The organism is Terriglobus tenax (assembly GCF_025685395.1).
GTDB classification, from domain to species: Bacteria; Acidobacteriota; Terriglobia; order Terriglobales; family Acidobacteriaceae; genus Terriglobus; species Terriglobus tenax.
This window is the reverse complement of sequence record NZ_JAGSYA010000003.1, coordinates 483,386-499,728: the sequence shown is the minus strand read 5'-3', so window position 1 is coordinate 499,728 and position 16,343 is coordinate 483,386. Positions and strand designations below refer to the sequence as shown.

The following is a 16,343-nucleotide window of genomic DNA, read 5'->3' as shown; positions in this document are numbered from 1 at the left end:
GCCATATACAAGGAACCTGTGCTAAATCCTCAGTATCTGTAAGTTCATCGCACAGATTGCGGCTCCCACAGCTTCCGCTCCCCGGCACTGCGGATGGCATTCGAAATGCACCCTACAGGTTTCGAATCACCAGAATCACGCCTTAGGAGTCGCCAGGATGGCACGCTATCTCATCACTGGAGTGGCCGGTTTTATCGGTTCCTCTCTCGCTCATGAACTTCTGCAACAGGGCCACGAAGTCATTGGCGTGGACAATCTTGTTGGAGGAGATGTCCATAATCTCGATGGCATCATCCGGGACCTCGACTTCCGCGTGATGGATATCAATGAGACCAGCCGGCTTCGCGAGTGCTGCCGTGGCGTCGACTTTGTGCTTCACCAGGCGGCACTCGCCTCCGTCCCGCGTTCGGTGCGCGACCCGCTCACTACGCATATCGCCAACGTGGACGGCACACTCAGTGTGCTTCTGGCCGCACGCGACGCCGGTGTCTCCCGCGTTGTCTATGCCGCCTCCTCTTCTGCTTATGGCAATAAGTCCGCACAGCCCAAGCATGAAGAGATGTTGCCGGATCCTCTTTCTCCTTACGCAGCACAAAAGCTCGCGGGCGAGTTCTACGTTCGCAGCTTCTGGCATGTATATGGCCTCGAAGGTGTATGCCTGCGCTACTTCAACGTCTTCGGTCCCCGGCAAGGCTCCGACTCGCCCTACTCAGGCGTCATCGCCAAGTTCGCCGCCGATATGCTGAAAGGCGAAACGCCGCTCATCTTTGGCGACGGCAACCAGAGCCGCGACTTTACCTTCATTGATAACGTCGTCTCCGCCAATTTGCTCGCCTGCAAAGCGCCCGCGGCAGATGTCTCCGGCAGGGTATTCAATGTCGGCACCGGTCAAAGCCAGAGTCTGAACCAAACCTATGACCTGCTGGCGCACTTTCTCTGTTTCAAGAAGAAAGCGCTCTACACCGCTCCACGGCTGGGAGATGTACAGCACTCTGAAGCCGACCTGACCCTTTCGAAGCAGGCTCTGAAGTACAACCCCATCTGCAGCTTCAAAGATGGCCTCGCTAAAACTGTGCAGTGGTTCCTGGAACAGGAAGCACTTTCCATGACACGGCATACCGCCTGACCTTTGCTATTGCTGCATCGCTGCGCCTGACCGGCCGCGACCACGTTACCTGGAGTGAAACAACCTATGTGCGGAATCGTTGGTTACATCGGACCCAAACCTGTTGTCCCTGTCATCCTTGAGGGTCTTCGCCGTCTTGAGTATCGCGGTTATGACTCCGCAGGCATCGCGCTTGCCGGCAGTGCCAGCGGCCTGACAGTCCACCGCGCTTCCGGCAAGCTCCGCAACCTGGAAGCTCTGGTTGCAGACAAACCGATGGCCGGCAACTACGGCATCGGTCACACCCGCTGGGCAACGCACGGACGCCCCACGGAAGAGAACGCGCATCCGCACCGCGACTGCACCGGATCACTCGTCGTCGTTCACAACGGCATCGTGGAGAACTACCTCGCTCTCAAGAAAGAGCTTGTCGCCGTCGGACATATCTTCGTCACCGAGACGGACACAGAGATCATCGCTCATCTCATCGAGCAGGAGTTCCTCGATGCCAAGAGCGTTGAGCAGCTCTCGCTGGAAGAAGCTGTTCGCCGCTCCGTTCGTAAGCTGAAGGGCGCCTTTGCCATCGGTGTTCTCTCTGCGGATGACCCCAGCAAACTGGTCGCCGCGCGCAGCGGGCCACCCGCCGTCATCGGCTTTGGCAAAGACGAGTACTTCCTCGCCTCCGACATTCCAGGCATCCTTCATCACACACGCGACATTGTCTATCTGCAGGACGGCGATATCGCGGTCCTCACCACCAGCGGCGTTGTATTCACTGACTTTGACGGCAACACGATTTCGCGTTTGCCGCAGCATATTCAGTGGGATCCCATACAGGCCGAGAAGGAAGGCTATCGTCACTTCATGTTGAAGGAGATTCACGAGCAGCCGCGCGCCATTCGCGACACCATGCTCGGCCGCGTCTCCCTCACCACCGGCAAGGTTGAACTCCCGGACCTGAAGCTCACCGTCGACGAGCTTCGCCGTGCACAGCGTGTCGCCATTGCCTCCTGCGGCACCAGCTGGCATGCGGGCCTCGCAGCAAAGTTCATGATCGAGCGCCTGGCTCGCCTGCCCGTGGAAGTGGATTACGCCAGCGAGTTCCGCTACCGCGATCCCATCCTCGGCGCCACCGATATGGGTCTGCTTATCAGCCAGTCCGGCGAAACGGCTGACACCATCGCAGCGCAGCTGGAGATGATCTCCAAAAGCACGCCAACGCTTGCCATCTGCAACGTGGTCGGCGCGGCCATCACGCGCAAGGCTTTCGGCACCATTACTACCAACGCCGGCCCGGAGATCGGCGTCGCCAGCACCAAGGCATTCACCGCACAGCTTACCGCACTCTTCATCCTTGCGCTTTACCTGGCGCAATGCCGCGACACGATTACACAGGAGGAGAGTCTAAAGCTCGTTACCGAACTTGATAAGCTTCCCGCAAAGGCCAGGGAAGTCCTTCGCTCCACCGCCCCTGTCTGCCAGGAGCTTGCGAAGATTTTCTCCAACGCCCGCGACTTTCTTTTCCTGGGCCGCGGCATTCACTACCCTATCGCTCTGGAAGGCGCACTCAAACTCAAAGAGATCAGTTACATTCACGCCGAAGGCTACCCCGCCGGCGAGATGAAGCACGGCCCCAATGCGCTGATCGACGAAAACCTTCCCGTCGTCTGCATTGCCACCAGGGACGAGAACAATCCGGACAGCGTACTCAAGTACGAGAAGACACTCAGCAATCTCCAGGAGGTCACCGCGCGCAACGGCCGTGTCATCGCCATTGCCTGCGAAGGCGATACCGAGATCTCCAGGCTCGTGGAACATACCATCTACATTCCATCGGCGCCGGAACTGCTGCTGCCTATCCTCGAGGTCATCCCGCTGCAACTGCTGGCGTATTCCATCGCAGTCGAACGCGGTTGCGATGTGGACCAGCCACGCAACCTGGCCAAGAGCGTCACGGTAGAGTAAGTGACGTACCCCGTCCATGAACGGGTCTCTGCCGGGCGGATATTGCATCTGCCCCGGCAGAGGAGATTTCTTCAACCTGCGACGCGTGCCCCGGTCGCCACATGCCGGTACTCCGGCTGATAGCCAAGCTGCCGGGCAACATTGAGGATGCGGTCAAAGTCCAGGCTTATGGTTGCACCGGCCTTCTGCGTTACCTCATCTTCAATCGGAAGATCGAAGTCATCGGCTCCATACGTCAGCCCCTCCAGCGCGCGATCGTTCTGCGTCAATACCGAGGTGCGGATGCGAGGCACATTGTCGAGGAAGATGCGGCTCAGGGCCAGGTGACGCAGATACTCCTGCGTCGAGATCTCGATACCGCCAATCTGCGTGAAGTATGGCTTGAAGGTCCAGCACAGGAAGCTGGCAATACCGCCGGTCTCGTCCTGAAACGCGCGTACACGCTCCAGGTGCTCCAACCGTTCTTCAATCGTCTCGTCAAAACCGATGACCATCGTCGCGGTTGTTTTCAACCCGGCCCGCAGAATCGCGCGCTGTGCCTCAAAGTATTCACTGACCGTGTACTTGAACTTGCTGTGCCGCCTGCGGAACTCCTCGGTAAGAATCTCCGCGCCGCCGCCGGTAATCCACCGCACACCGGCAGTTTTGAAGCGTGCCGCGGCCTCATCAAAGCTCAACTTCGCATGATCGGCCAGGTACATGAACTCCGCGATGGTCATCGCATAAAACTCCAGTTCATCACCATAACGCTCGCGGATTGTGCGGAACAGATCGCAGTAATAATTCAGCGGCAGATGCGGATTGAAGCCGCCGTTGAACGCCGCCAGGTCGCCACCCAGCGTCAGCAACTGGTCCAGCTTGGCAAAGACCTCGTCCTGCGCCATCACATAACCGCCCTCCTGCCCGGGCAGCTTATAAAACGCACAGTAATCACACTGCGCCACGCAAACGTTCGTATAGTTGATGATCCGCATGATCATGTACGTGCAACGATGCTGCGGATGAAAGCGGTCGCGAACAACCGTGCTGAGCTCCTGCAGTTCCGCATCGGTGGCGTGCTCCCACAGCCAGCGGGCAGCAGAAACATCCATGCGCTCTCCCGCCAGAATTGCCCCGCGGATCGCTCCCAGTTCGTGAGACATAACTCTCCTATCTCTTAAAGATTACGCCCTCGCAGCCACGCCAACCCAGACGGAAGAAAGCGTTCCTGTTCTATCCTGTAAACGGCTGCTCTATAATCATCTCCAGCGAGCGGGAGTAGTTCAGTGGCAGAACGTCAGCTTCCCAAGCTGAATGTCGCCGGTTCGATCCCGGTCTCCCGCTCCAGCCTGATTCTCAGGGTAGTGTCGTGGTTCCCGTACTTCCGGTTGAACCTGTAGAACCCGTCGCACCGGTCGATCCCGTCGCTCCGAGACTTCCCAAAGAGCCACTGCCCGCTGAGCCGCCCAGCAGACTTGCCTGCGCACGCAACTGCTCAATCCGCGGATCGTACACAAACTCCCAGTCTTCATAGTGCGTCTCGTCGCCGTTGATCGCCAGTTGCGACGCTCCGGTCTTCGACGTACCCACACCGACGATCACACCACCGGTCCCTTTCAGGCTGGACGCGCTCTGGCTGCCGATCCCGCCAAACGGGCTGGTGCTGCCGGTCGATCCCGTACTCCCTGTCGCCCCGGTCGATGTCGTCGAGGCACCAAGCCCCGATCCCATACCCGAAGCCGCTCCCAAGCCGCCGCCGGTGGGCGCCAGCGGCTGGCCAAAGAACCCCTTGATCTTCGATTTCGTCTCGCCAAAATGAATCAGCCGCCAGTCATCCTTCCCTGTCAGCGGGTCCGTGTAGCGGCGGCGCAGAAAGCGCATGTTGTTGGAGTTCTCCAACTGGTCAATCGAAGCAGGATAGTGGCCAAGCTTGCGGTAGTAGACCTGGATGGCACGCTCATACTGCTGCGCGCGATGCATGGACTCAACCTCCTGGTCATGACGCAGTGCCTTCAGGGTGGCAGGTGCAGCCACGCCAAGCATCAACAGCACAATGAAGATGATGACCAGAAGTCCAACCAGCAGGTATCCCTCTTCATTGCCGCAACGCCTTGTCATTGCGTCACCAGGGGAATGGTCTGCTGGTTGTTGTTGGTCATGTCCACGATGATGGCCGACGTCGCATTCACGCTCATCACCTTGTAGCGCCGCGCCACAATATCACCAGCCTTGGCCAGAAACACATCTTCGCCCTGCAGCAGGAACGCCTGCCGCTGGCCATCCTTACGCGTCGCCACACCAAAGAAACGCAGGTTGATCGGCGGGGGCGGCGGCGGTCCAACCGGAGCCGTAAATGCAGGCTGCTGGGCCTGCGGACGAGCCGAGGCAACGGGCTTTGGAATATTGACCACTGGCGGAGCAGAACTCATGGAGAAGATGTTTCTGCCTGAGCCGGAGTACTCCAGCGACTCGGCAGCCTTCATCGCTTCCATATGCAGCGTGGGGTCAAGCTGCGCCGCCGTCGTTCCTACCTTTTTCGCTGCAGGCGCGGCTGTTTTTCCCGGCCGCGACGGACCCTGCGATGCCCCGCTGGGCGTCAGGTCACGAATCACCGGAGCCTTGGGTTGCGCCGTAGCTGGAGGCGAACTAAGGAAGTTGTCCCACACGAAGTAGCCAAGATAGCCCACGATAAGAACGCCGAAAATAACGCCCGCGATGAGCTTCTGTTTCTCTTCTTTGTTTCCCTTCATCGCTTCGCCTCCTGCCTGGTGTCAGACGGCAAAGGCTTCCGCAGATACGTCGTCAGGCGCAACCGTAGGTTCACCACAGACCCGACAGGCGAATTGTTCTGCCCGCCACCTGTCTGCCCGGTAAAGGTCACAGCGCCAATCAGGAAGAAGGTTTTATCGCGCTCCAACGAGTTCACAAACTGCACCAGCGGACGGTAGTCGCCGGAAAGCGTAGCATCCAGGCGGACCTCGGTCAGGTCAGGATCAGGCGCATCCGCGGCATCGGTTGGCGAGTACTGCACACGCGTCAGGCGCACATTCTGCTTTTTGGCCAGCAAGCCAAGCTCGGCGGCAACAGCCGAATACGCATACGGCAAACGCTCCACGGCAAACTTGTCCGCTTCCTCGCGCGATTTCGCCAGTTTGTCGTCCAATCCACGCAAGGGCTGCGCGGCAATGTCGGCGGTCTTCAACGCTACCTGCTGTTGCGATACCGCCTCACCGCTGCTCTGGCGAAGTGTGTTCCACGAGAAAAACAGGTGTACCGCCAGGTAAAGATTCACGGCGACCAGCACCATCACACCCGCGACATGCAGGTTCAGCGGAGTCAATGCAGCCGCGACACGGCGCGTCATGACATTCGGAGTTACGGCAGGAGTGCTCATCGTTTCGCCGCTCCCTTCTTCGCCGGAGCCACTGCGTTCTTCGCTGCCGGTTTCGACGGCGAGGTCACGCGTGGCTTCACAGGCGCATGCGAACCTGGCTTCTCCAGCTTTGGAGCATTGCCCTGCTCGTCCTTTTTCGCCTCCGTGCGAGGAGCCAGCGGGTTATAGCCGGAAAGAATATCGAACTCCACGTTGCCCATCGCCGCCATCTGAAATGCCGGCTGGTTGCCGCTGGTCTGCAGGGACTCACTCGCCAGCCTCGGTCCCGCAAAGCGACGCGAATGCTCCAGGTTGCGCACCAGGTCCACCGCCTTATCGCGATCGCCCAGCACACGCAGGCGAATATGCACCTCGCCGTCGCTGCCAATCTGCGGCTCAATCGACGACACCTGCACACCGGCCGGAAGCACATTCTCCAGGTCCATCATCACGGCCGTCCAGCTGAACCCCTTGCGCAGGAACAGGTCGTTCAGGAAGCGCGACCGCTCCAGCGCCGCCGCATTCACAGGCTGATGCATCCGGGACTCATTGCGGCTGCGCTCACGCTGCAGGTCAGACGTGTGATTACGCAGCTTCGCCAGTTCCGTTTCGGCTTTGTCCGCCTTTGCGGACTCCAGATACAGCAAACCGCCCAGCACCACCGCCAGTACACCCAGCGCGGCCATGGCTATGCGCAGCCGCTTGAAGACCGGCCCAAGCTCCACAAACGGCCGCGACGCGAGATTGATCTGAATACGCATCAGCCCTTCAGAGCTCCTCTCACACCGGCCAGAAGATTGCGGGCCACCGAAGGTGTCGTCAGCAGATCTTCCACCCGAACAATCTCGCGCAGCTTCATGCCGTCGCCAACCGTGGCTACGGCGATTCTTTCCAGCTCGCTCGAAGGCCAGCTGCCGGCAACCAGAATCTCGTCCGGCAGAGCTCCCTGCGTGTCCTCAAAATATGCGGTCGAGACAGAGATCGCGCGAGCAATCTCATCCGTCTGGCTCAGGTGCTCCACCTCCGCCAGCAGCACATCCGCCTGCATCGCGGCCAGCGCCGAGGTCGGGTCTTCAGCCACCGGAGCAGGCTCTGCCGCAAGTGCCTCCATGTGGGCAAACTCAACCGTACGGTACAGCACCAGCACACCACCCTTCACAATGGCCGTGGTCATGCTGGACTCATCAATATTCAGCAGAAGCTGCGGCTTCGGGTCAGCCGGATCAAGCGACGCCACGGCAGCCAGCGACGAGGGCAGCATGGCTCCCGGCTCATAACCGGCCTCACGTACAGCCTGCTCGTACTCATTACGAAGATCCGCAGGCATGGCAACCGCCAGTACACTCACGCTGCCCCTCGTCTCGTTCATCACCTGGTAGCTCACCGCGGCCGTGTCCGCGTCAAACGGCAACATGCGCTTCAACCGGAAGCGCACCACGCTGTCGGCATCCTCTGACTTCGAAGGCATCACGTCAAAGTCCAGCAACACCACGCGTGCCGTCGCATCAGGAATTACAAGGGTCACATCGCGCGACTGCGTGGCCACACGCTCCAGCGCGGAACGCAGCGCCGATGCGACCGCCACACGGTCAGCAAGATTCGGAATCCTGAGCGAAGGCGTCAAAGCACCCTCGGCCAGCGCCGCCTGAGCCACAGCGCGCAACGGCTCCGTCGTAGCGTCGGCCGCAGCCGCAACCACAGACCGCGTCCGCAACTCCGCTGCCAGGCGAGGTCGCTGATAGGTACCACTCAACTTGGAAAGAAATGACATGCGTCGATGATTTACCGGGTCGCCTCGATAAAGGTTACCTTGTTGATCTCCTTCAAGGTAGTAATACCGGCACGCACGCGTTGCAGGGCTGAGTCACGCAGAAACGCCATACCTTTATTCCCGGCCACCTTGCGAATCTCCGAACCCGGTTTCTTGGCCAGCAGCATCTCACGGATCTCGTCATCCAGCTCCAGCAGCTCATGAATCGCGGAACGCCCGCGGAAGCCGGTGCCACCGCACTCCATGCATCCCGCTCCCTCGCGGAAACGGAACCCGCGCCACTCCTCCGGCTCCAGGCCGCTCTGGATCAGAGTTTCATCGTCATAGGTGACAAAGTGTGCGCAGAAGTCGCAGATCTGGCGAACCAGGCGCTGCGCCAGGATACAGTTCAACGCCGAGACGAAGTTATACGGCTCCACGCCCATATTCAGGAAGCGGCCCAGCACGTCCACCACATTGTTCGCGTGGACCGTCGTAAACACCAGGTGACCCGTCAGCGCCGAGTTGATGGCAATCTGCGCCGTCTCCGCATCGCGGATTTCGCCCACCAGGATCTTGTCCGGGTCATGACGCAGAATCGAACGCAGACCGCGGGCAAAGGTCAACCCCTTCTTCTCATTGACCGGGATCTGCGTGATGCCACGGATCTGGTACTCGACCGGGTCCTCGATCGTGATGATCTTGTCTTCTTCGCTCTTGATCTCGTTCAATGCGGCGTAAAGCGTCGTCGTCTTGCCGGAACCCGTCGGACCGGTCACCAGCACCATGCCGTACGGCTCCTTGATGTAGCGGCGGAAACGGCGGAGATCCTCTTCACCAAAGCCCACGACATCCAGGCTCAGCTTGGTGAACTTTTCGCTCATCGACTCCTTGTCCAGCACGCGAAGCACGGCATTCTCGCCATGCACCGTCGGCATAATGGACACGCGGAAATCGATCAGGCGCCCCTTGTAACGCACCCGGAAGCGGCCATCCTGCGGCACGCGCCGCTCGGCAATATCCAGTTCGCTCATGACCTTGATACGCGACAGGATCGTCTGGTGATGCTCGCGTGCAATCGGAGCCATGGCCTGTGTCAACACACCATCGATACGGTACTTCACCAGAAGCGAGTCGTCGTACGTCTCCAGGTGAATATCCGAAGCACGCCGCTCCAGCGCGGTGAAGATCGTCGTATCCACCAGGCGGATAATCGGCGAGATATCTTCCTCGCTGGTCAGCTTCTCAATGGAGATGTTCTCGTCCGGGTTGTCTTCCAGCGAGATCACGTCGAAGGTCAGCCCCTCGCTGGCCTCTTCCAGCACGCGCTGCGACTGCTCATTCTTCTTCAGCAGGTCGGTAATCTGCGACAGTGTCGCGACACGCGCAATCAGCCTTGCCGAAAGCAGGGAGGCAACCTCGTCCAGCACCATCAGCTTCGACGGATCGCTTACCGCAATCACCAGCCGGCCATCCGTCTTCTGCTCCAGCGGAACGAAGTTGTAGCGGAACATCAGTTCCACCGGCACCGTGCGAAACAGCTCATGCTGAATCTTGAAGTTTTTCAGATCCACAAACTCGGCGTGATAGCGCCGCGCCAGCATCTGCGCGCGCTCCACCTCATTCAATTCCAGGCCATTCGCCGCAGGCAGCGGGATCGCGATGGGGGCTTGTGCCATGGTCTATTGGACTCCGTTTCCTGCCAAGTGTTTACTGCCCCATTCCGCCCGCACCCAGCGAGAAGATCGGCAGGTAGAGCGAGATAAGAATAACGGCAATCACGATACCCATAAAGACCAGAAGAATCGGCTCAATCAGGCTCATCGCGGCCGACAGGGAAAGCTGCACATCTTCCTCAAAAAACTCCGCCACCGAGTTCAACATCGCCGGCAGCGCGCCCGTCGACTCGCCCACCTCAATCATCTCCGTCGCCAGGTCAGGAAAAATCTTCGTCCCACGCAGGGAAACCGCCAGCCCCTTACCCTCTCGAACCGAACCAACCGAGGCATAGACCGCCATCGCCGTCTGGCGGCTGTTGATCGACTTGGCCGCTGTCTCCAGCGCCGGAACCAGCGGCAAACCGCCGGTCAACAGCGTCGACAGAGTCCGGGAGAACAGAGCCACCTGGTACTTCAGCCACACCGGGCCGGCCAGCGGCAGCCGGATACGCACCTTGTCCACCAGGGCATTGCCGGTATCGGTCTTCAACCAGCGGAAGAACACATATGCCCCAGCCGCAAAGGCTAGCGCGACATAAATTCCATAGGTCTGCGCCTTCTTTCCCAGGTCCAGCAGAAAGACCGTGATTCCCGGCAGCGGCGTATTTAGCTGCTCATACAGCTCTGAAAAGCGCGGAATCACAAAGGTCAGCAGGAAGATCATGATGGCGACAACCATCAGCACCAGCACAATGGGATACACCAGCGCCGAACGCAGCTTCTTGGTAAAGCTCAGCGACATCCGCTGGAAGTCCACAAATCGCTGCAGCACCTCTTCCAGGTTGCCGGAGCGTTCGCCCGCCAGCAGCGTCGTCGTATAGATAATCGGAACCCCGGTCTGCGCCTCAAACGCCGTGGACAGCGACTCTCCCGTCCTGACCCGCGCAGCTACATCCTCAAGTTGCGCCTTCAGATTCAGGTCCTTCTGCCCAGCGGTCAACAGGTCCAGCGAGCCAAGAATCGGCAAACCGGCACGGATCAGCGTCAAAAACTGCTGGTTGAAGATCAAAAAGATATCCAGCTTGATCTTTTTCTTGCGGCCAGAGGCCAGCACCGACCGCGGTTTGACCGAATACACCAGATATCCGGCCTGGGCAAACCGCAGACGCAGTTCCTCCGCCGTGGCGGCGGCATGAACCTGCTCCTGCACACGGCCGCGCTCGTCGGCTAACTTGATGACAAACTCGGTCATTCTGTATGAGTTTAGACGGGCCAGGCCCTCATTTTGGGCCTACCCGGATGAAAGTTAAACTCCCCCTCCAGCCAATCGGAGCATAACCACCGCAGAGCGACCGCGCACCTCATTCCGGAAGTCAAAAAGAAAAGACCCCGCAGATTCGCGGGGCCTTCTCTCAATTACCGATTCTGAAATGCTTATACGCTGAAGCTCGATCCGCAACCGCAGGTGCTCTTCACCTGGGGGTTCTCGAACTTGAAGCCGGCGGCCTCAAGCGTCTCAACGTAATCCACCGTGCAGCCATTCAGATACATGGCGCTGGTAGCGTCCACAAAGACCTTCAGGTCGTCAAAGCGGACAACCTTGTCCATCATGCCCTGCTGGTTCTCAAAGCTCATGGAGTACTGGAAGCCCGAGCATCCACCACCGACAACGCCAATGCGCAGTCCGGCGGGAACGGGATCCTGCGTCGCCATGATCTCCTTCACCTTGACAATCGCGGAGGGCGTCAGATTGACGGGCTGCGACGGCGGCATCGGCGAGGTAACGACCTCAGGGGTAACGGCAGTAGTGGCCATGGTCAGAACTCCTATGTTTCAGTCTTCATCTAAGTGTATGCGCCCGGGTAAAGGCGGGCAAGGGGCGTTTTCTCCCCGGCACTCTTAGTAATGGATGCCTCCGTAGCAAAATGGATGCAACTTGCGCCGCAGATTCGAAACAGGCGTATAGTTCCGATTGGGTGGCCTTATCTACCCTCCGAGCCTGCATGCTCGCCTCTTTTGCAGACCCGCCCGGTAGGCCTGACCGCCGTCGTGGACGGGCCCACAGTTTCCCCACAGACGGCTGCAGAAAGCACACCCGGTTCGACCCTTGGGAGGTGCATCATGCACACGATGACTCTTCTCTGGACAATCTGGACCCTGCTTTTTCTCTCCACCACGGTCCTGATGGTCTATCGCGGTCTTCTTACCCGTGCGGAAGAAGACCAGATCTTCCTGGATGAAAATATCCTCGGCGAGGAAAAACGCCGGCAGGGCACCATCCTGCGGAGGATTCGTCTCCTCAAACCACTTGTTGCCTTCGCTGGCGGAAGCATTCTCGCTCTCTCCGCCACGCTGCTGGGAATCTACGTCATGAATGCTATCCATGTTCTGCAGAACGGATAAGCCGGTTCCCGCATACGCCTTGGTTCAGAACGGGCTGCCCATACTGGGCAGCCCGTTCTGCTTAAGTACATCGCAAATGAATCCTTTACGACACAGCCAATATCTTTCCTATAAAGTGAAAGGCACACGTATGGTCAGCCGCATCGCCAACTGGTTTATCGACTTCTTTGGCATCACCCACCCGTCCGAAAAACAGCGTCGCCTGGCCGGACTGTTTATTGTCGGCCTGCTGCTCGGCACCATTGCAGCCCTGGTGGGCGTTTTTGCCCTGCTTTTCTCCCTGATTCGCCTCTGAAACTATTTTTCTGAAATCTATGGTTCTTTCGTTATGGCCGGGAGTATCATTCCGCGCGGACGGCCCTGCCTACCCCGAGAGCCCGCGAACCCAATAAGCGGACCCACCCGGTATCCCGAGCCGGCGATTGCAGTCTTTCGGAGGGTTTTCAACATGTCTATGCAAGTCATGCTGATCGTTTGGGCGGCATTGACCGCCTGCTTCCTTGCACTTCTGGCGTATCGCGGAACTCTTACCCGCTATGAAGAGGACCAACTCTTCCTGAGCGATTCCAATACCGTCGAGCAATCCGAGCAGAAGGAGATTCTGCGGAAAGTCAACAAGTTAGGCCCCGTCGTTCGCCTCGCTGGCGGAGCCGCCGGCCTGGCTACAGCCGCCATCATGGGCACCTATATCTATAGTGCCTGGCAGGCACTGACCCACTAGTCATTTCCCCAACCCAGCAACTTTCCATCCGGTCCGGTGTTCCAATTTAACGAGCGCCGGACCCTCTTGCTCTTGGGCCGGAAGCCCGCCGGGCATCCTCGCAAGCCATTGGCTACGAAGGATGAACCAACGGCAAGGTGACCCTGATGGATGTAGCCAGAACAATTCGTAAATCGTTTGGAAAAATGCTCCTGGGCTCGGCCCTTGTTCTCGGAGCGGCAGTTGCTCCCGTGGCGGCGCACGCTGCCGTATTCGTCTCCGTAGGCATTGCCCCTCCCCCGATCCCTGTGTACGCGCAGCCTGTCGCCCCGGGCGACGGCTATATCTGGACACCCGGCTACTGGGCTTACGGTGACGGCGGCTACTACTGGGTCGATGGCACCTGGGTACTTCCTCCTTACAGCGGCGCCCTGTGGACACCTGGCTGGTGGGGCTGGGGCAGCAGCGCCTATCTGTGGCACCCTGGCTACTGGGGTACCTCCATTGGCTACTACGGTGGTATCAACTACGGCTTCGGCTATTTCGGAACCGGCTTCTACGGCGGCTACTGGAACTCGGGACGCTTCTGGTACAACCGCGCCTACTGCAACTTCGGGCCCGGCTTCCGCGGATCGTTCTATAACCAGCCCTTCCGCGGTGTCCCCGTACACCCCGGCGGAGCCAGCTTCCAGCGCAACCCGCCCGCCCGGTTCGCCAACTATCGCGGTGGCACGACAGTTAACAACTTCAACCGCACCAATGTGAACGTCAACCGCGGCGGATTCAACAACGGAAACCGTGGCAACTTTGACGGCAACCGTGGCGGATTCAACAACGGTGGCAACCGCCAGTCGTTCCAGGGCAACCAGAACCGTGGCAGCTTCAACGGGGGAGGCCAGAACTTCGGCGGAAACCGCCAGGCTTACAACGGTGGCCAGAGCTTTAGCCAGCCCAGCCGCGGTGGATTCGGCGGCGGTCAGCCCAGCTTCGGCGGCAACCGTGGTGGCAGCTTCGGTGGCGGCAGCATGAGCGCCCCCCGCGGCGGCTTCGGCGGTGGGGGCTTTAGCGGTGGCAGCCGTGGTGGATTCGGCGGTGGCGGTAGCCGCGGCGGATTCGGTGGCGGCGGTGGACGCGGTGGTGGCGGCGGACGTCGCTAATCCCCCAACAAACCCGAAGGGCTGAGGAGAGAATCCTCAGCCCTTCTTCGTTTCCGCTAATTCCTTCACCATCCCGGCAATCCGGTCCAGAGCTCCCGGCTTCGCCAGCGATCGCGCCGCGGCACCCATCTTCGCCCGCCGCCCGGCATCTCCCAGTAGTCCCGTAAGCGCCTCCAGCAGGCTCTGCTCCGTCACATCCTTCTGCAGCAGCAGAACCGCCGCACCGGCGTTGGCCAGCACCTCGGCGTTCTTCCTCTGGTGGTCATCCGCAGCCTGCGGAAACGGCACCAGCACCGACGGCTTGCCCGCCGCACATAGTTCCGCCACCGTACTGCCGGACCGCGCCAGAATCAGATCCGCCTGCACGTACTGTTGCGGCATGTCCTTCAGAAACGCCTCAACCTCCACCCGCGACAGGTCCGCTCCACTGGCAATAAAGGCCTCACGCGCCTTGTCCAGTTGCCGGGCCCCGGCCTGGTGCACAATCGTCAGCCCCGGAACCGCTTCCAGCAGCCGCACGGCAATCTTCGGGACAAACTCGTTGAACACCGCCGCTCCGTTGCTGCCTGCCGTCACCAGCAGGCGCGGTGCGGCTCCCTCCGGCTTCTGCGGCAGATCAAAGATCTCCGGCCTCACAGGAACACCTGTCACCTGAGCATGGCGGAAGTACCGGGTCGTCTGCTCATACGCCACCGCCGCGGCGCCCACATACTTCCCCACCAGCCGGTTGGTCATGCCCGGCACCGCGTTCGGCTCGTACGCCATCGTCGGAATCCGCAACAGCACCGCCGCCGCCATCGCCGGTCCGCTGGCATAGCCGCCAACGCCTACCACCACGTCCGGTTTGAAGCGCCGCATCAGCCGGATGCAATACAGCACGCCCAGCGGCAGGTCGGCAAAGGTCTTCAGCCGCGTCATCAGGCTTACGTTCTTCAACTGGCCGGATTTCACCAGTTCCAGCGGAAACCCGGCCTCGGGCACCATCTTCGTCTCAAGCCCGCGCTCCGTCCCCACGAAGCGCACCTCGGCGCCAAACGCATCGCGCAGTCTGCGCCCAATGGCCAGCGCCGGAACCACGTGGCCGCCTGTGCCGCCACCGGCAATCAAAACCTTCATCAATCTGTCTCGCGGGAAATATTCAGCAGAACGCCCATGCAGGCCAGCGTAGTAAAAACGCTGGTGCCGCCGTTTGAGATAAACGGCAACGGAATGCCCTTGGTCGGCAGCAGAGCCAGCACCACGCTGATGTTGAAGAACGCCTGAATCAGGATAGCGCAGGTCATCCCGAACGCCAGGAAGCGCGCAAATGGGTCGGTCGAAAGAAACGCCGTCCGCAACCCACGATAGCCCAGCACTACGAACAGCGCCACCACAAACAAGGCACCCAGAATTCCTAGTTCTTCACACACATTCGCATAGATAAAGTCCGTATGAGGCTCCGGCAGGTAGAACAGCTTCTGCCGGCCTTCCATCAGTCCCAGCCCACGGAAGCCGCCTGTCCCCACAGCAATCAGCGACTGCAGAATGTGGAAACCGGTTCCGCGCGGGTCCTTCTCCGGGTCCATATACGCCAGCATGCGGGCCCGCCTCCACGCCACGTGGAAGAGCAGGAAGTACATTACCGGAGCGGCCAGCGCCGCTCCAATGGCGAAATAGCGCATCTGCGCCCCCGCCAGGTACAGCATCAGCGCCAGCACCGCGGCACACACCATCGCCGTGCCCAGGTCGGGTTCTTTCAGGATCAGTGCAATCATCAGCAGCGGTGGCCCCACCGCCCGCAGAATCGTCCCCTTCAGATCATCCATGCGATGCATGCGGTTCTGCAGAAACCACGCCAGGAATAGCACCAGCACGGGTTTGGCAATCTCGGACGGCTGAAAACTCAGGAACGGCCCCATCTTGAACCAGCGGTGCGTATTGTGCGAGTCCCGCATGGCGAAGACGCCGATCAGCAGGATCATCGTCACTGCAATCGACGGCAGCACTAGCTTGGGGTTGTTGTACTTGCGGTAGTCCACGCGCATGAGCAGCGTCATGGCGGTAAGGCCCAGCAGGGCCCACCCGGCCTGCTTGGTCACAAACGTATACGGAGATCCGTAGCGCTCCTTCGCCATCACGGCCGAGGCGGAAAACACCATCACCAGTCCCACAAGGACCAGCAGCACCACCACGAAGAACAACCACTTATCGACGCCGACCCGCTTTGCCATCTCCTGCCTTCTTCACCGCAGCAGGAGAGGTCCGCGTTCGCCC

General features: G+C 59.9%; 17 protein-coding genes and 1 tRNA gene. 7 read left to right on the top strand and 11 right to left on the bottom strand.

What is annotated here, in order from left to right:
- Positions 1-157: 157 nt before the first annotated feature.
- Together OHL13_RS02170 and glmS are read left to right on the top strand one after the other, a co-directional pair.
- Positions 158-1,126 carry an NAD-dependent epimerase/dehydratase family protein gene (locus tag OHL13_RS02170; protein WP_263408470.1) on the top strand — a complete coding sequence of 323 codons (969 nt, stop codon included), beginning with the start codon at positions 158-160 and terminating at the stop codon, positions 1,124-1,126.
- A 66-nt stretch (positions 1,127-1,192) separates the two neighbouring features.
- Positions 1,193-3,070, top strand: a complete 1,878-nt coding sequence (gene glmS / locus OHL13_RS02165) for a glutamine--fructose-6-phosphate transaminase (isomerizing) (protein WP_263408469.1) — start codon at positions 1,193-1,195, stop codon at positions 3,068-3,070.
- Positions 3,071-3,141: 71 nt separating this feature from the next.
- Here the strand turns inward: glmS and OHL13_RS02160 are convergent, their stop codons facing one another.
- Positions 3,142-4,212 carry a radical SAM protein gene (locus OHL13_RS02160; RefSeq protein WP_263408468.1) on the bottom strand — a complete coding sequence of 357 codons (1,071 nt, stop codon included), beginning with the start codon at positions 4,210-4,212 and terminating at the stop codon, positions 3,142-3,144.
- 109 nt (positions 4,213-4,321) lie between these two features.
- On the opposite strand from OHL13_RS02160, the gene OHL13_RS02155 reads away from it, so the two are divergent.
- A tRNA-Gly gene (locus tag OHL13_RS02155) sits at positions 4,322-4,396 on the top strand.
- A 9-nt stretch (positions 4,397-4,405) separates the two neighbouring features.
- Here the strand turns inward: OHL13_RS02155 and OHL13_RS02150 are convergent.
- The 8 genes from OHL13_RS02150 to OHL13_RS02115 all read right to left on the bottom strand — a co-directional run bounded on the left by OHL13_RS02150 (position 4,406) and on the right by OHL13_RS02115 (position 11,645).
- Positions 4,406-5,167: a type II secretion system protein gene (locus OHL13_RS02150; protein WP_263408467.1), complete on the bottom strand. Its 762-nt coding sequence runs from the start codon at positions 5,165-5,167 to the stop codon at positions 4,406-4,408.
- A complete protein-coding gene (locus OHL13_RS02145; RefSeq protein WP_263408466.1) occupies positions 5,164-5,799 on the bottom strand; it encodes a hypothetical protein in 636 nt (211 codons plus the stop codon). The genes OHL13_RS02150 and OHL13_RS02145 overlap by 4 nt, the downstream gene beginning before the upstream one ends.
- Positions 5,796-6,443, bottom strand: coding sequence for a hypothetical protein (locus tag OHL13_RS02140; RefSeq protein ID WP_263408465.1), 648 nt, complete (start codon positions 6,441-6,443; stop codon positions 5,796-5,798). Before OHL13_RS02140 ends, OHL13_RS02145 begins: the two co-directional genes overlap by 4 nt.
- Positions 6,440-7,183 carry a PilN domain-containing protein gene (locus OHL13_RS02135; protein WP_263408464.1) on the bottom strand — a complete coding sequence of 248 codons (744 nt, stop codon included), beginning with the start codon at positions 7,181-7,183 and terminating at the stop codon, positions 6,440-6,442. Before OHL13_RS02135 ends, OHL13_RS02140 begins: the two co-directional genes overlap by 4 nt.
- On the bottom strand, positions 7,183-8,193 hold the full coding sequence (locus OHL13_RS02130) for a type IV pilus biogenesis protein PilM (protein ID WP_263408463.1): 1,011 nt from the start codon (positions 8,191-8,193) through the stop codon (positions 7,183-7,185). The genes OHL13_RS02135 and OHL13_RS02130 overlap by 1 nt, the downstream gene beginning before the upstream one ends.
- An 11-nt stretch (positions 8,194-8,204) precedes the next feature.
- The gene (locus tag OHL13_RS02125) at positions 8,205-9,851 is read right to left on the bottom strand and encodes a GspE/PulE family protein (protein ID WP_263408462.1); all 1,647 of its coding nucleotides are present in this window, start codon (positions 9,849-9,851) and stop codon (positions 8,205-8,207) included.
- 31 nt (positions 9,852-9,882) lie between these two features.
- Positions 9,883-11,082 (bottom strand): type II secretion system F family protein, encoded by a 1,200-nt coding sequence (locus tag OHL13_RS02120; RefSeq protein ID WP_263408461.1) that lies wholly within the window; start codon positions 11,080-11,082, stop codon positions 9,883-9,885.
- Positions 11,083-11,264: 182 nt separating this feature from the next.
- Positions 11,265-11,645, bottom strand: a complete 381-nt coding sequence (locus OHL13_RS02115; protein WP_263408460.1) for a HesB/IscA family protein — start codon at positions 11,643-11,645, stop codon at positions 11,265-11,267.
- A 306-nt stretch (positions 11,646-11,951) separates the two neighbouring features.
- Between OHL13_RS02115 and OHL13_RS02110 the strand changes: the two genes are divergently transcribed.
- The 4 genes from OHL13_RS02110 to OHL13_RS02095 all read left to right on the top strand — a co-directional run bounded on the left by OHL13_RS02110 (position 11,952) and on the right by OHL13_RS02095 (position 14,090).
- A complete protein-coding gene (locus OHL13_RS02110; RefSeq protein ID WP_263408459.1) occupies positions 11,952-12,233 on the top strand; it encodes a hypothetical protein in 282 nt (93 codons plus the stop codon).
- Entirely contained in the window at positions 12,214-12,528 is a 315-nt protein-coding gene (locus tag OHL13_RS02105) for a hypothetical protein (RefSeq protein ID WP_263408458.1), read from the top strand. The genes OHL13_RS02110 and OHL13_RS02105 overlap by 20 nt, the downstream gene beginning before the upstream one ends.
- A gap of 153 nt (positions 12,529-12,681) precedes the next feature.
- A complete protein-coding gene (locus OHL13_RS02100; protein WP_263408457.1) occupies positions 12,682-12,954 on the top strand; it encodes a hypothetical protein in 273 nt (90 codons plus the stop codon).
- 185 nt (positions 12,955-13,139) lie between these two features.
- Positions 13,140-14,090 carry a YXWGXW repeat-containing protein gene (locus tag OHL13_RS02095; RefSeq protein WP_263408456.1) on the top strand — a complete coding sequence of 317 codons (951 nt, stop codon included), beginning with the start codon at positions 13,140-13,142 and terminating at the stop codon, positions 14,088-14,090.
- Positions 14,091-14,126: 36 nt separating this feature from the next.
- Here OHL13_RS02095 and murG read toward each other — a convergent pair whose 3' ends face one another.
- Together murG and ftsW are read right to left on the bottom strand one after the other, a co-directional pair.
- Positions 14,127-15,206, bottom strand: a complete 1,080-nt coding sequence (gene murG / locus OHL13_RS02090) for an undecaprenyldiphospho-muramoylpentapeptide beta-N-acetylglucosaminyltransferase (protein WP_263408455.1) — start codon at positions 15,204-15,206, stop codon at positions 14,127-14,129.
- On the bottom strand, positions 15,206-16,300 hold the full coding sequence (gene ftsW, locus OHL13_RS02085) for a putative lipid II flippase FtsW (RefSeq protein ID WP_263408454.1): 1,095 nt from the start codon (positions 16,298-16,300) through the stop codon (positions 15,206-15,208). Before ftsW ends, murG begins: the two co-directional genes overlap by 1 nt.
- Positions 16,301-16,343: the final 43 nt, after the last annotated feature.

Excerpts from the sequence above, each read along its gene's own strand:
- OHL13_RS02170 (WP_263408470.1), top strand. The coding sequence starts at position 158 with ATGGCACGCTATCTCATCACTGGAGTGGCCGGTTTTATCGGTTCCTCT.
- glmS (WP_263408469.1), top strand. The coding sequence starts at position 1,193 with ATGTGCGGAATCGTTGGTTACATCGGACCCAAACCTGTTGTCCCTGTC.
- OHL13_RS02160 (WP_263408468.1), bottom strand. The coding sequence starts at position 4,212 with ATGTCTCACGAACTGGGAGCGATCCGCGGGGCAATTCTGGCGGGAGAG.
- OHL13_RS02150 (WP_263408467.1), bottom strand. The coding sequence starts at position 5,167 with ATGACAAGGCGTTGCGGCAATGAAGAGGGATACCTGCTGGTTGGACTT.
- OHL13_RS02145 (WP_263408466.1), bottom strand. The coding sequence starts at position 5,799 with ATGAAGGGAAACAAAGAAGAGAAACAGAAGCTCATCGCGGGCGTTATT.
- OHL13_RS02140 (WP_263408465.1), bottom strand. The coding sequence starts at position 6,443 with ATGAGCACTCCTGCCGTAACTCCGAATGTCATGACGCGCCGTGTCGCG.
- OHL13_RS02135 (WP_263408464.1), bottom strand. The coding sequence starts at position 7,183 with ATGCGTATTCAGATCAATCTCGCGTCGCGGCCGTTTGTGGAGCTTGGG.
- OHL13_RS02130 (WP_263408463.1), bottom strand. The coding sequence starts at position 8,193 with ATGTCATTTCTTTCCAAGTTGAGTGGTACCTATCAGCGACCTCGCCTG.
- OHL13_RS02125 (WP_263408462.1), bottom strand. The coding sequence starts at position 9,851 with ATGGCACAAGCCCCCATCGCGATCCCGCTGCCTGCGGCGAATGGCCTG.
- OHL13_RS02120 (WP_263408461.1), bottom strand. The coding sequence starts at position 11,082 with ATGACCGAGTTTGTCATCAAGTTAGCCGACGAGCGCGGCCGTGTGCAG.
- OHL13_RS02115 (WP_263408460.1), bottom strand. The coding sequence starts at position 11,645 with ATGGCCACTACTGCCGTTACCCCTGAGGTCGTTACCTCGCCGATGCCG.
- OHL13_RS02110 (WP_263408459.1), top strand. The coding sequence starts at position 11,952 with ATGCACACGATGACTCTTCTCTGGACAATCTGGACCCTGCTTTTTCTC.
- OHL13_RS02105 (WP_263408458.1), top strand. The coding sequence starts at position 12,214 with ATGTTCTGCAGAACGGATAAGCCGGTTCCCGCATACGCCTTGGTTCAG.
- OHL13_RS02100 (WP_263408457.1), top strand. The coding sequence starts at position 12,682 with ATGTCTATGCAAGTCATGCTGATCGTTTGGGCGGCATTGACCGCCTGC.
- OHL13_RS02095 (WP_263408456.1), top strand. The coding sequence starts at position 13,140 with ATGCTCCTGGGCTCGGCCCTTGTTCTCGGAGCGGCAGTTGCTCCCGTG.
- murG (WP_263408455.1), bottom strand. The coding sequence starts at position 15,206 with ATGAAGGTTTTGATTGCCGGTGGCGGCACAGGCGGCCACGTGGTTCCG.
- ftsW (WP_263408454.1), bottom strand. The coding sequence starts at position 16,300 with ATGGCAAAGCGGGTCGGCGTCGATAAGTGGTTGTTCTTCGTGGTGGTG.